This window comes from Mitsuaria sp. BK041 (genome assembly GCF_014193085.1).
In the GTDB taxonomy this organism is placed as follows: Bacteria; Pseudomonadota; Gammaproteobacteria; order Burkholderiales; family Burkholderiaceae_C; genus Roseateles.
Window position 1 is genome coordinate 2438983 of record NZ_JACHYT010000001.1, and the last position, 14262, is coordinate 2453244.

General features: G+C 71.5%; 9 protein-coding genes. 6 read left to right on the forward strand and 3 right to left on the reverse strand.

The window, feature by feature from the left end; all coding sequences use genetic code 11:
* Positions 1–105 precede the first annotated feature (105 nt).
* Positions 106–1638, forward strand: a complete 1533-nt coding sequence (locus FHT38_RS10360) for an alpha-N-arabinofuranosidase (protein WP_183491694.1) — start codon at positions 106–108, stop codon at positions 1636–1638.
* A 71-nt stretch (positions 1639–1709) separates the two neighbouring features.
* On the opposite strand, the gene FHT38_RS10365 is transcribed toward FHT38_RS10360, so the two are convergent.
* A complete protein-coding gene (locus tag FHT38_RS10365) occupies positions 1710–2408 on the reverse strand; it encodes a FadR/GntR family transcriptional regulator (RefSeq protein WP_183491695.1) in 699 nt (232 codons plus the stop codon).
* A gap of 216 nt (positions 2409–2624) precedes the next feature.
* Here FHT38_RS10365 and FHT38_RS10370 point away from each other — a divergent pair, with 216 nt between their 5' ends.
* From FHT38_RS10370 to FHT38_RS10385, 4 genes are all read left to right on the forward strand, one after another.
* Positions 2625–4130, forward strand: coding sequence for a tryptophan halogenase family protein (locus FHT38_RS10370; protein WP_183491696.1), 1506 nt, complete (start codon positions 2625–2627; stop codon positions 4128–4130).
* Between the two features lie 26 nt (positions 4131–4156).
* On the forward strand, positions 4157–6814 hold the full coding sequence (locus tag FHT38_RS10375) for a glycoside hydrolase family 2 TIM barrel-domain containing protein (protein WP_183491697.1): 2658 nt from the start codon (positions 4157–4159) through the stop codon (positions 6812–6814).
* An 88-nt stretch (positions 6815–6902) separates the two neighbouring features.
* A complete protein-coding gene (gene galA, locus FHT38_RS10380) occupies positions 6903–9764 on the forward strand; it encodes a beta-galactosidase GalA (RefSeq protein ID WP_183491698.1) in 2862 nt (953 codons plus the stop codon).
* Positions 9765–9995: 231 nt separating this feature from the next.
* Complete coding sequence (locus FHT38_RS10385; protein ID WP_221213757.1) at positions 9996–12530, forward strand: glycoside hydrolase family 3 C-terminal domain-containing protein; 2535 nt, start codon at positions 9996–9998, stop codon at positions 12528–12530.
* A 105-nt stretch (positions 12531–12635) separates the two neighbouring features.
* Here FHT38_RS10385 and FHT38_RS10390 read toward each other — a convergent pair whose 3' ends face one another.
* Complete coding sequence (locus FHT38_RS10390) at positions 12636–12974, reverse strand: hypothetical protein (protein WP_183491699.1); 339 nt, start codon at positions 12972–12974, stop codon at positions 12636–12638.
* Between FHT38_RS10390 and FHT38_RS10395 the strand changes: the two genes are divergently transcribed.
* Positions 12973–13596 carry a hypothetical protein gene (locus tag FHT38_RS10395; protein WP_183491700.1) on the forward strand — a complete coding sequence of 208 codons (624 nt, stop codon included), beginning with the start codon at positions 12973–12975 and terminating at the stop codon, positions 13594–13596. The two genes, FHT38_RS10390 and FHT38_RS10395, sit on opposite strands and share 2 nt — an antisense overlap.
* 207 nt (positions 13597–13803) lie before the next feature.
* On the opposite strand, the gene FHT38_RS10400 is transcribed toward FHT38_RS10395, so the two are convergent.
* Positions 13804–14223: a hypothetical protein gene (locus FHT38_RS10400; RefSeq protein ID WP_221213989.1), complete on the reverse strand. Its 420-nt coding sequence runs from the start codon at positions 14221–14223 to the stop codon at positions 13804–13806.
* Positions 14224–14262 lie beyond the last annotated feature (39 nt).

The following is a 14262-nucleotide window of genomic DNA, read 5'->3' on the forward strand; positions in this document are numbered from 1 at the left end:
TCCCAACGCTCTCAAGTGGACTGACCAATGGTAGCGCTCTCAAGCGGCCTCCCGATTCGACGGATCCCCAAGAACCCAGGCGTCAAGCGCCATGAGAAGAGACAGATGACGCAGTTGCTTTCCCTCGCGGCGCTGAGCTGCACCCTCCTGACCACGGCGGCCCCGGCCCAGACCGCCCCGACCGCGCCGGCGCAGGCGCGCCTCGATCTCGGCCAGGACGCCGCCGGCCCGGCGATCGACCCCGCCGTCTACGGCCATTTCGTCGAGCACATGGGCACCGGCGTCTATGGCGGCCTCTGGGTCGGCCCGGAGTCCCCCATTCCCAACACCCGGGGCTGGCGCAATGACGTCGTGCAGGCGCTGAGACAGGTCGGCATCCCGGTGATGCGCTGGCCGGGCGGCTGCTTCGCCGACGACTACGACTGGCGCGACGGCATCGGCGATCCGGCGAAACGGCCGGTCCGGGTCAACCGCTGGTGGGGCGGCACGGAAAGCAACCGCGTCGGCACCCACGAGTTCATGGACCTGGCCGAGCAGCTCGGCAGCGAGGCCTACCTCGCCGGCAACATGGGCTCGATGCCGCCGCGCGCGCTGAGCCAGTGGCTGGAGTACATGACCGCCGACGGCGCCTCCACGCTGGCCGAGGAGCGCCGCCGCAACGGCCGCGAGCAGCCGTGGAAGGTCAAGTACGTCGGCGTCGGCAACGAGAGCTGGGGCTGCGGCGGCAACATGCGCGGCGAGTACCAGTCCGACCTGCACAACCGCTACGCCACCTTCCTGAACCAGGTGGTGCGCGTGGCCTCCGGCGATGGGGAAGGCAACGACCAGCTGGTCGAGGTGCTGATGGCGCGTTCGGGCAAGCACATGGACGCGTTCACGCTGCATTACTACACGATGCCCGGAGACTGGTCCGCCAAGGGCGCGGCGACCGGATTCGACGCCACCGCCTGGGCGCGCACGCTGAAGTCGGCCATGGGCATCGAGGGCCGCATCGCCGCCGTCTCCCGCATCATGGACAAGCATGACCCGACGCGTCGCATCGGCCTGTATGTCGACGAATGGGGCAGCTGGTACGACACGCCGCCCGGCGCGCCGGCGCTGCACCAGCAGAACTCGCTGCGCGACGCGCTGATCGCGGCGCTCAGCTTCAATGTCTTCCATCGCCACACCGACCGGGTCCGGATGGCCAACATCGCGCAGATGGTCAACGTGCTGCAGGCCATGGTGCTGACCGACGGCCCGTCCATGGTGCTCACGCCGACCTATCACGCCTTCGACCTGTACCGGCCGTTCCGCGGCGCGACGCCGCTGCGCGCCACGCTGACGACGCCCCGCTTCCGCATCGCCGATGTCGAGCTGCCGTCGCTCGACGTCAGCGCGGCCCGCACGCCGGACGGCCAGGTCGTCCTGGCCCTCGTCAACCTGGATCCGAAGCAGCCGGCGCAGCTCGCCACCGGCCTGAAGCGCGCGGCGCACGGCCGGCTGCTGACCGCCACCGCGATCGATGCCCACAACACCGTGGCGCAGCCCCGCGCGGTGGTGCCGGTCCCGTTCGATGCGCAGCCCGGCAAGGACGGCCTGACGCTGATGCTGCCGCCGGCTTCGATCGCCGTCGTCACGCTGTCGGCTGCGCCCTGACCGCCACCGGAGGCCGGACCCGCCCGCCGGTCCTGACGCGCGGGCCGGTCGTCGCCGCGCCGCCAGGCGCTTCAGTCGGACACGCCGACCCAGCGGTCATGGGCCGCGAACAGGTGACGGCACATCGCCGCCGAGGCCGCCTGCGGATCGCGCGACTCGAGCGCGCGCAGGATGGCCTCGTGCTCGTCCAGCGCGTCCCGCCACGGCGGGGTCACCGACTCGATGCGGCCGCTCATGCGGGTGGAGATCGCGCCGTGGCGCCCATCGAACAGGGTCCCCACCACGCCGGCCAGCACCAGGTTGCCGCTCATCTCGGCGATGCTCACGTGAAAGCGACGATCCGCCTCGACCGGCTTGCGCCCCGCGGCGACATCGGCCCGCATCGCCTCGAGCGCGTCGCGGACGCGATCCAGCGAGGCCTTGTCGACCCGCGCCGCCGCCAGCGTGGCCACCGCGCTTTCCACCACCACCCGCGCGTGCATCAGCTCCGCGGGGCTTTCCCCGAGCGTCGGCGTCGCGCCGAGCTCCTCCGGCGCGGCGCAGACATAGACGCCGGAGCCGCCCCGGATCTCGATCCGGCCCTCGATCTCGAGCGCGATCAGCGCCTCGCGCAACGAAGGTCGCGACACGCCGAGCTGCTGGGCGAGCTCGCGTTCCCCCGGCAGCCTCGCGCCGGCGAGGTAGGCCCCATCGCGGATCAGCACGCGGACCCGGTCGGCCACGACCTGGTATTGCCGGCGGACCTCGCCGCCGTACGGATGTTGTGCCATGGCTCCCTGCGCGCGAAAACGCGACTCCTGTCCTTGTGGGCCTTTTATAGGGGGAGCCCTCGCCCCCGAGGAACAGGGTATCTACCGGTCTGACCAACAAAACATCATGGCAAAGTGGTAATACCAGAAAATTGGGCGAGGCCATCGTGGCGTTGGCATCGCGCGCGCAAGGCTGCGCGCGTGCGTCGGCGCCGGCTTGCGAAAGAGGAGAAGCAGATGGTCCAACGCATCGTGATCGTGGGCGGCGGCGCCGCCGGCTGGATGACCGCCGCCGCGCTGGCGTCGAATCGGCAGGGGCGCTGGTCGGTGACGCTGGTCGAGTCCGAGGAGATCGGCATCATCGGCGTCGGCGAGGCGACCTTCCCCTCGATCCGCGCCTTCAACGAGCGCATCGGCATCGACGAGGCGGAGTTCCTGCACGCCACCCACGGCAGCTACAAGCTGGGCATCGAGTTCCGCGACTGGCACAGCATCGGCGATCGCTATTTCCACACCTTCGGCAACTTCGGCAGCCTGCTCGGCCCCTACATGCTGTGGGGCCAGTACCGGCGCGCGGCCGATGCCTCGCTGGGCGAGCTCGGCGAGCAATGCCTGCCCACGGCGATGGCGATGCAGGGCCGCTTCGTGGTGCCCGACGAGGACGGCGGCGCGCCCTACAAGTACGCCTACCACTTCGACGCGATGCTGTATGCGGCCTTCCTGCGCGAGTGGTCGATGCGCCGGGGCGCACGGCGCATCGAGGGCCGCATCGTCGAGGTGCTCCGGCGCGAGGACGGCGACGTCGAGCGGCTGCGCCTGGCCGACGGCCGCGAGGTCGAGGGCGACCTGTTCATCGACTGCTCGGGCTTCGCCTCGCTGCTGCTGGGGCGCGCGCTGAAGGAGCCCTTCGTCGATTTCAGCCACTGGCTGCCGGTCGACGGCGCCTGGGCCTGCCCCTGCGAGCGCGTCGGCGAGGCGCTGACGCCCTACACCCGCGCCACCGCGCTGGAGGGCGGCTGGGCCTGGCGCATCCCGCTGCAGAGCCGCACCGGCCATGGCCACGTCTTCAGCAGCCGATACATCGACCCGGACGCCGCGCGCGCGCAGCTGATGGCGCAGCTCGACGGCAAGCCGCTGGCGGAGCCGCGCCTGCTGCGCTTCAGCACCGGTCACCGCGCGCGCTTCTGGGTCCGCAATGTCGTGGCGCTCGGGCTCTCCTCGGGTTTCCTGGAGCCGCTGGAGTCCACCAGCATCTTCCTCATCCAGACCAACCTGGCCCACCTGATGACGCTGCTCGAAGCGAAGGCGCCGATCGACGAGGCGGCGATCGACGCGTTCAACGCGCGCGGCACGCGCGAGTTCCGCCGCATCCGCGACTTCATCCTCCTGCACTACTGCCTCACCGCGCGCCGCGACAGCGCGCTCTGGCGCGACATGGCGACGATGGACCTGCCCGAGACCCTGGCCTACAAGATCGAGCTCTGGCGCCATCACGGCGTGCTGCATCAGCAGCAGGACGAGGGCTTCGACGAGACCAGCTGGCTCGCGATCCACGCCGGCATGCGGCATTGGCCGCAGCGGACCGACCCGGTCCTGGAGGAACTGCCGCTGGACCACGCCCGCGACATCCTGCGGCAGCGTCGCGAGGCCATCGCCCGCGCCGTCGCGCCGCTGCCTCCGCATCACGCCTACCTCGCCAGACTCATGAACCTGGCGCAAGGCGCCGGAAGATCCACTCGATGACCACGCCGATCCCCTGTTTCCGCCCCATGACCACCCTGCCCGTCCTGGTCATCGCGCTGTGCGCCGCCCTGCTCGCGCCGCTGGCGCGCGCGGCGACCGCCGCCGTCCCCGCGACGACCACGGCCGCGGCGAGCGAGCGCACCAGCGAGCTCATCAACCGCGACTGGACCTTCACGCTCGGCGACCCGGCCGATGGCCAGGCCATCGACCGCGACACCGCGGACTGGCGCCGCGTGGATCTGCCGCATTCGTTCTCCGAGCCCTACTTCCTGGGCACCGGCTTCTATGTCGGCCATGGCTGGTACCGCAAGCAGCTGACGCTGCCCGCGTCCGTCGCCGGCCGGCGGGTCTCGCTGGAGTTCGACGGCGTCTTCCAGGACGCCGAGGTCTTCGTCAACGGCCGGCGCGCCGGCCGGCACGTCGGCGGCTACACCGGCTTCAGCATCGACATCACGCCGTTCGCGAAACCCGGGCCCAACCTGGTCGCCGTGCGGGTGAACAACGAGTGGAACGCGCGGGTCGCGCCTCGCGCCGGCGAGCATGTGTTCTCCGGCGGCATCTATCGCAACGTGCGGCTGGTCATCACCGACACCATCCATGTCGCGTGGTACGGCACCTTCGTCACCACGCCGCAGGTGTCGGACGAACACGCCACCGTGCGCGTGCAGACCGAGGTGCGCAACGACCGCCCCCGCGCCGCGGCCCGGGTCGCGCTGGTGTCCGAGGTGCTCGACGCGACCGGCCGGCGCGTGGCCTCGCGGCGCAGCGAGCGCAGCGTGCCCGCCGCCACCACCGTCACCTACGACCAGACGATGCCCGCGATCCCGACCCCGCGGCTGTGGTCCCCCGACCATCCGCATCTCTACCGCATGATCAGCCGCCTGTACGTCGACGGTCGGCCGGTCGATCGCTTCGAGACGCCCTTCGGCATCCGCAGCCTCAGGTTCACCGCCGACCGCGGCTTTTTCCTCAATGGCAAGCACCTCTACCTGGTTGGCGCCAACGTGCATCAGGACCAGGCCGGCTGGGGCGACGGCGTGACCGACGGCGCCGCGCGCCGCGACGTCCGGATGATCAAGGACGCCGGCTTCAACTTCATCCGCGGCTCGCATTACCCGCATTCGCCGGCCTTCACGCAGGCGACCGACGAACTGGGCCTGCTGTTCTGGTCGGAGGCGCCCTTCTGGGGCATCGGCGGCTTCGGCGCCGATGGCAACTGGCTGTCCAGCGCCTATCCGCCGGATCCGGCCGATCGCCCCGCCTTCGAGGCCAGCGTGCTGCAGCAGGTCCAGGAGATGGTGCGCATCCACCGCAACCGGCCGTCGGTCTTCCTCTGGAGCGCCAGCAACGAGCCCTTCTTCACCAAGGGCGAGGCGATGCCGGCGATGCGCGATTTCCTGCGGCGCGAGGTGGCCTTCTTCCACCGCATCGATCCGACGCGCCCCGTGGCCATCGGCGGCGCCCAGCGCGGCGAGATCGACAAGCTCGGCGACGTGGCCGGCTACAACGGCGACGGCGCCACGCTCTTCCTCGATCCGGGCGTGCCGTCCATCGTGTCGGAGTACGGGTCCACGATGGTCGACCGCCCGGGGGAGTACGAGCCCGGTTTCGGCCTGATGCCCGAGACGCCGGACCAGAAGGCCAAGGCCGGCGCCGCGCCGAGCGCCCCGGGCTCGCCCACCTACGCCTGGCGCTACCCGTGGCGCTCGGGCGAGGCGCTGTGGGCCGGTTTCGACCATGGCTCCATCGCCTCCATCGAGTTCGGCTCGATGGGCTTCATCGACTACTTCCGCCTGCCCAAGCGGCAGTACCACTGGTATCGCAACGCCTACGCCGGCGTGCCGCCGCCGGTCTGGCCGGTCGACGGCAAGCCTGCGCAACTGCACCTGGCGGCCAGCCAGACCGTCATTCACGGCACCCAAGGTCTGGACGATGCGCAGCTGGTGGTGTCGGTGCAGGACGAGGCGGGCCGCGCGCTGAGCAATTCACCGGACGTGACGTTGACCATCGTGAGCGGTCCGGGCAAGTTCCCGACGGGCCGCAGCATCCGCTTCAGCCACCAGTCCCTGGTCGCCATCCGCGACGGCCAGGCCGCGATCAGCTTCCGGTCCTACTTCGCCGGGCGCAGCGTCATCGAAGCGAGCTCGCCCGGCCTGAAGCCGGCGCGCATCGAGATCACGACCACCGGACCCGATCCCTTCATCCCGGGGCAATCGCCGCTGGCGCCGGACCAGCCGGTCATCGCCTATCCGCCGGTCACCCGCAAGGCCTTCGAGGGCGACCCGATCAACGTGACCATCAGCCGGCCGACCTCCACCAGCGGCTCCGCGCCCGGCCACGAGGCGCCGCTGGCCAACGACGACCAGCTGCAGACCGCCTGGCGCGCGGCCGCGAAGGACGGTCCGGCGTTCTGGGCCGTGGACCTGGAGAACCTGTACACGCTGCACTGGCTGTCGGTGATCCTGCCCGATGACCGGGCGCCCGACTTCGTCGTCGAGATCAGCAACAACGCCAGCGACTGGCGCCAGGTCGGCGAGGCCAAGGCCGGTCGCAAGAGCTATGAGTTCGCGCTGTTCGAGCCGGTGGTCGCCGCGCGCTTCCTGCGCATCCGCTTCCCCGCCGTCACGCCCGACCATCCCGCCGCGCTCAGCGAAGTGCGAGTGATCGGCAAGCCGGCCAACTGATGATCGAGCCCTCGCGAGGCCAACCGGCCTCGCGAGGTCCCACCACCGGACGGCGCGATCGACAGCGCCTCCCGAGTCCCTCTTCCTCATGAGACCCTCACTGCTCACCTCCTGGCTGCTCGCGCTGGCGATGTTCGTGATCGCCGGCCCCGCCGCGGCCGACGATGTCCGGCAACGCGTGCGCATCGATGACGGCTGGCGCTTCGCGCTGGGCCATGCCTGGGACCCGGCCCAGGACTTCGACCATGGCACGCGTGCCTTCTTCTTCGCCAAGGCCGGCTTCGGCGACGGGCCCGCCGCGGCGGACTTCGACGACCGGCCGTGGCGCCGCGTCGACCTGCCGCACGACTGGGCGGTGGAACTGCCGTTCAGCGAGCGCGGCAGCTCGCCCCATGGCTCGAAGGCGATCGGCCGCGCGTTCCCCGAGAACAGCATCGGCTGGTACCGGCGCGAGCTGGCCATCCCGGCGTCGGCGCAGGGTCGGCGCATCGCGCTGGAGTTCGACGGCGTCTTCCGCGACAGCGTCGTCTGGATCAACGGGCACTACCTGCGGCGCGAGGCCAGCGGCTACTCGAGCTTCCGGGTGGACCTCACCGACTACCTGAACTACGGCGGCCGCAATGTCGTCGCCGTGCGGGTGGACGCCACCACGCAGGAGGGCTGGTGGTACGAGGGCGCCGGCCTCTATCGCCATGTCTGGCTCACCCAGACCGACCCGCTGCATGTGGACCACTGGGGCACCTTCGTGCGCTCGACCGTCGCGGGACAGCGGGCCGAAGTCGCCGTCGACACCACGGTGCGCAACGACGGCAAGGGCGCGGCCTCGTTCACGCTGGAACATGAACTGCGCGACCCGGACGGCCGCGTCGTCGCGTGCACCGCCGTGCCGGCGCGCCAGGTGGCCGCCGATACCGCCGTCACGAGCGGCGCGACGCTGCGGGTGGCCATGCCGCGGCTATGGTCGCTGGAGACGCCGCAGCGCTACACCTTGACGACGCGGGTGCGCCGCGACGGCCGGGTCGTCGATCGCTACGACACGCCCTTCGGCATCCGCTCGATCCGCTTCGACGCCGACCAGGGCTTCTTCCTCAACGGCCGCCCCGTCAAGCTGCACGGCGCCAACAACCACCAGGACCATGCCGGCATCGGCATCGCGCTGCCGGACGCCATGCACGACGCGCGGCTGCGGATGCTCAAGGCCATGGGCGTCAACGCCATCCGCTCGGCCCACCATCCGGCCACGCCGGAGCTGCTGGACGCCTGCGACCGCCTGGGCGTGCTCGTCATCGACGAGCACCGCATGATGGGCACCGCGCCGCAGATCCGCGACGAGCTCGAGCGCATGGTGCGGCGCGACCGCAACCATCCGTCCATCATCCTGTGGTCGGTGGGCAACGAGGAATGGGCGATCGAGAACACCGAGATCGGCACGCGCCTGGCGCGGGAGATGCAGGCCATCGTGGCGCGCCTGGATCCCACCCGTCCGGCGACGCTGGCGGCGTCCAGCTCGGGCCAGGCGGAGGGCACCTCGGTCGGCTCGCAGGTGATCGGATTCAACTACAAGGGCCAGCACGACATCGACGCGATGCACCGCCGCTTCCCCCAGCGGCCGATGGTCGTGACCGAGGAGGGCCTGACCTACGCCACCCGCGGCGTCTACGCCGACGACCCGTCGCGCGTGCAGGTCGCCGCCTATGACCGGCGCTCGGGCGGCGCGTCGACCTCGACCATCGAGGAGGCCTGGCGCTTCAATGCCGAGCGGCCCTTCCTGGCCGGCATGTTCGTCTGGACCGGCTTCGACTACCGCGGCGAGACCACGCCCTTCGGCTGGCCGGCCGTGTCGTCCCAGTTCGGGATGATGGACACGACCGGCGCGCTGAAGGACAGCGGCTATTACCTGAAGGCCGCCTGGACCACCGATCCAATGGTCCACCTGCTGCCGCACTGGAACTGGCCGGGCCGCGAAGGCCAGCCGATCGACGTACGCGTCTACGGCAACACCGAGGACGTGGAGCTGCTGCTCAACGGTCGCTCGCTGGGCCGCAAGACGCTGCAGCGCTACGGGCACCTGCAGTGGAGCGTGCCCTACGAGCCGGGCACGCTGGTGGCGCGTGCCTACAGGCGCGGCGAATGGGTCGCCTCCGACACCGTGGCCACCACCGGCGATGGCGCGGCGGTGCGCTTGACGGTCGACCGCGCGAAGATCCGGGCCGATGGCACCGACGTGGCGCTGGTCACGGTCAACGTGGTCGACCGCGAGGGCCGGGTCGTGCCCACGGCCGGGCAGCGGATCGACTTCGAAGTCGAAGGCGCCGCGCGGCTGATCGGCATGGGCAACGGCGATCCGGGGTCGCACGAGGCCGACAAGCCGGCCGAGCGCCACCGCTTCGTGCCGCTCACCGAATGGCGGCATCGCGGCATCGAGCGGCCGGAGGACGCCATCGCGCTGATCGCGGACACCGGCGCGACGGGCTGGCGCGAGCCCTTCGGATGGGTGCCGCCCGAGCAGCAGCCTGCCGACAGCGCCTGGAACCTCGTGCGCGCCAGTTTCCCGCGCCCGAGCACGGCGGCCGGCGAGCGGTCGACGCTGTTCATCGGCGACCTGGGCGCCGGCCAGTTGGTCTACGTGAACGGCCAGGCCGTGACGCCGAGGCTCGAGCAGGGCCTCGGCGTGGTGCACCTGGATCCTGCGCAGCTGCGCGACCGCAACACGCTTGCCCTGGTCTTCCCCACGCCGGCCGGCGGCCTGCGCGCGATGACCGACAACGCGCAAGGCGGCAAGCGCTGGGTCACCTTGCGGGCCACGACGCCGGCCGCGCCGTGGCAGCGCCGCGTCTTCAACGGGCAGGCGCAGGTGATCCTGCAATCCACCGGCGCCAGCGGCCCGGCGACGCTGCGCGCGCGCGGCGAGGGCCTGCCCACCGCGACCTTGACCCTCGACGCCTTCTGACGCGACATGCCTGCTGAAACACCCTTGCCTGCAGCCTCGGCGGATTGGCGTCGGCGCGCGATGTCGGTCCCGGCCTCTCCCCTGACCACGGTGCTGGCGACGTCGTTGGCCATGTCGTTGGCCATGTCGCTGGCGTGCGCGTCGACCACCGGCGCCGCGGCCGCCCCCGCCGCATCCACGACCGGGAACGCACCGCCGCCCGCCACGACCGGTGCGCCGCCGAGCCCCTCGATGCAACGGGCGCAGGCGCTGGTGGCGCGGATGACGCTGGCCGAGAAGGCGAGCCAGCTGCAGCACGAGTCGCCGGGCATTCCGAGGCTCGGCATCCCGGCCTACAACTGGTGGAGCGAAGGCCTGCACGGCGTCGCGCGCGCCGACGTGGCGACGGTGTTCCCCCAGGCCATCGGCCTGGCGGCGACCTGGGACACGCCGCTCGTGCAGCGCGTGGGCGAAGTCATCGGCATCGAGTTCCGCGCCAAGTTCCGGGGCACCGTCGGTGCCGACGGCTCCTCCGGCCTGTACCGCGGCCTGACGGTGTGGTCGCCCAACGTCAACATCTTCCGGGACCCCCGCTGGGGCCGCGGCCAGGAGACCTATGGCGAGGACCCGGCGCTGACCGCGCGCATGGGCGTGGCCTTCATCCAGGGGCTGCAGGGACCGGACCCGCGGCATCCGCGCGTGTCCGCGGCGGTGAAACACTTCGCGGTGCACAGCGGCCCCGAGGCCGACCGCCACAAGGAGGACGTGCGGGTCTCGCCGCGCGACCTGGTGGACACCTACCTGCCGGCCTTCCATGCGGCGGTCACCGAAGGCCGCGCGGAATCGGTGATGTGCGCCTACAACGCGGTCGACGGCGTGCCCGCGTGCGCCAGCGAGCCGCTGCTGCGGCAGCGGCTGCGCGAGGAATGGAAGTTCCAGGGGCATGTGGTGTCGGACTGCGGCGCGGTGGCCGACATCCACCAGGACAGCGCCCACCACCATGTGAAGACGCCCGAGGCCGCCGTGGCCCTGGCGGTGCGCGCCGGCACCGACCTGATCTGCGACTTCGGCGGCAACAGCACCGCCTCGCCCACCACTACCGTGGCGGCCGTGCGGCAGGGACTGCTGGCCGAGGCCGACCTCGACCGGGCGCTGCATCGGCTGTTCGACGTTCGCCTGCGCCTGGGCCTGCTCGACCCGCCCGGGCAAGGGCCCTTCGCCGGGATCACGGCGGACGAGTTCGACACACCCGCGCATCGCGCGCTCAACCTGGAGACGGCCCGTCGCTCGCTGGTCCTGCTGAAGAACGATGGGCTGCTGCCATTGAAGACACCGCCCCGGCGCATCGCCGTGATCGGTCCCAACGCCGACAGCGTCGACGCGCTGGTGGGCAACTACAACGGGACACCGTCCCGGCCGGTCACCCTGCTGGCCGGCCTGAAGGCCCGCTATCCGGATGCCCGGATCGACTTCGTCGAAGGCACGGGCTGGGTGGCGCCGCCGCTGGAAGACCTGCCGGCCGAGCGGCTGTGTGCCGACGCCGCCTGCACCCGCCCCGGGCTGAGCTTCGAGCGCTTCGCCAATCTCCAGCTCGAGGGCCCGCCGATCTCGTCGACGGTCGAGGCGCAAGCCCGCTTCCGATGGGGCTGGCCGGATGCGCATGACCGCCAGGAATCGGCGCGCTGGAGCGGCTTCGTGCGCGCCGCCGAGAGTGGCGAGCATCTGTTCCGGCTGAAGGGGAACCGGGGCTACCGCGTCTGGATCGACGGCGAACGGGTGGTGGACCTGTGGGACATCGCCTGGCCCACCAGCACCCGCGGCGTGCAGCTCGAGGCGGGGCGGACCTACGCCCTGCGCGTGGAGGCGCTGCAGACCGGCTGGGAAGGCGAGCAGCGCCTGCAGTGGAGCCGGCCCGGCGCCAGTGACGAGGCCGCCCTGGCTGCCGCGCGCGAGGCCGACCTGGTGGTCTTCGCCAGCGGCTTGACCTGGGAGTTCGAAGGCGAGGAGATGACGGTGCTGGCGCCCGGTTTCGCGGGCGGGGACCGCACCCGGATCGATCTGCCGGCACCGCAGCAGAAGCTGCTGGAGCGCCTGGCCGGCCTGGGCCGCCCGCTGGTGCTGGTGAACTTCAGCGGCAGCGCCATGGCCTTCGGCGCCGCGACATCGCAGGCCGCGGCCATCGTGCAGGCCTGGTATCCGGGCGGCGAAGGCGGCCAGGCGGTGGCGGAACTGCTGGCCGGCGACTTCAGTCCGTCCGGCCGGCTGCCGGTCACCTTCTACCGGTCGGCCGAGCAACTGCCGCCCTTCAAGGCGTACGGCATGCAGGGGCGCACCTACCGCTGGTTCAAGGGCGAGCCGCTGTTCCCCTTCGGCCATGGGCTGGGCTACGCGCGCTTCAGCTATGCACAGGCCCGGCTCGCGAGCCCCCGGGTCCGGGCCGGACAAGGCGCGCGGCTGTCGGTGCTGTTGAAGAACGAGAGCGGACGCGAGGCGGCCGAGGTCGTCCAGGTCTATGCCCGGCGCCCCGGTGCCCTCGCGCCGGAACGCACGCTGGTGGCCTTCCGGCGGGTCGTGCTGCGCGGCGGCGAATCGCGCCGGCTCAGCGTCGATCTGGACGCCAAGGCGATGAGCGTCGTGCAGGCCGATGGGCAGCGCGTCGTGGAGGCCGGGCCGGTGTGGCTGTGGATCGGCGGAGGACAACCGGTGCCGGCGATCACCGGCGTGCGCGCGCCGGGTCAGGCTTTGACCCTGCAGGTCACCGGCCGCGCGCGACTGCCGGCGTTCTGAGCGGGCGTCGCACCGGTCCACGGCGTTACGCTGTCCGGCCGCCATCGCCCGGGCGCGGCCCGGGCAGGCTCGAACGAAGGAAGGACACATCGGCATGGCATCGAATCAGGGTTCGCGCGCGGATCGGTCGCGTCGCCGCATGGCGTTGGCCGTGGTCATCGGCGCATTGCTGCTGGCGGCCGGCGGGTGGCTGTCGAGCCGGCCCAGCGATGCCGCTGGCCCCGCCAAGGCAACGGCGGCGAGCTCGCCCACGAATGAACCCGGCTCGCCGCTTCCCGCGGCGAAGACGGAGGCGGCATCGGCCGTGATGACGGTCGCCTCGTCGGCGCCCGGCTCGACGAGCGCCCCGCCTCCTGCGCCCGGCTGGCCAGAGGACGCGCTGCGTCGGGTCCAGCTGGCGCTGGACGGCCATGGGACGCCGAAGGACATGCTGGAGGCGGCCATGATGCTCTCCGCCTGCCAGGGCGCGGACGCGATGGTGGACCACCAGTACCGGGAGCGCGATCAACCGTCCGCGACGGGTCGGCAGCTTCAGCGGATCACGGGTCTGTCCAGCCAGGAATGGATCCGCCGCTCGCAGGATTTCCAGCGTCACTGCCAGGTCTTCGATGCCGCCACGCTCGCGCGCCAGGGCGAGCTGCTCAAGCGTGCCCACGACGGCGGCGCCAAGGACGCCGCGCTGCCCTACCTGCAATGGCTGGGAGCGAACCGGCAGGCGATCGATCCGGCGCTGCGCGGGCAGCTGCAGCGCGAGGCGCGTCAGACGGCCGAGGACGGCGATTTCATGGCGCTGGTGACCTTCAGCTTCGCCTTCAATCCGGGCGCGATGGGCATCACCGAGGTCCAGCGGCAGGCCTACAAGGAAGCGCAATTTCGCATCCAGGGTTTGATGTCGGGCGCGGAGATGGAAAAGGCCAGCCGCGATGCGATGGCGGACACGGAAAAGATGATGGCCCAGTGGGGTGCGGTGCCGCCGCCATTGACGGCCGAGCAGCAGCGCGAGGCTGACGCGCTGGCCGCGCGGGTGATCGAGGCCTGGCGCAAGCGTCAAGGCAAGCCGGGGTGAATCGCACAAGCCCTCGCTGTCGATGGGCAAGTGCTGGCCCGCGAATTGCACTCCTTCGCGCGCACGACGCGCGAGGCACCTAAAGCGGCTCCGTCCGAGCCGCGTCTGACATTCCTTGGCCGCGTTGGATGACAACGCTGACAAATTTCGTCAGTGCGATGCCAACAACTTGCAACGGACCTGTCACCGCCGCGCGCGCATGACGCTTCACATCATTCGAAAGGAACCCATGTCGTCCATCCCGAACGCCACGCCCGCGGTCCAGCGGCTCGCGCTCGCCCTCCTGACGGCAGGCCTCGCCGCCTGCGGTGGCGGCGGATCGGCCTCATCGCCAGCGACCGACGCGCCGGCACCGCCGCTTGGTGCCGCACCGGCACCTTCGCCCTCGCCCTCGCCCTCGCCCTCGCCCTCGCCTTCGCCCTCGCCTTCGCCCTCGCCTTCGCCTTCGCCTTCGCCCGCTCCAGCGCCGGCCCCGGCCCCGGCCCCGGCACCTTCCCCCGCGCCGGCACCAGCACCCACGCCGGCGCCCGCACCTTCGCCGGCGCCCGCACCTTCGCCCGCGCCTTCGCCTGCACCCGCTCCGGCGCCTGCTCCAGCGCCCGCACCTTCGCCTGCGGTCTCGATCACCACGGCCCTGGGGACGGCCAACCGGCTGCTGGGCGGCCT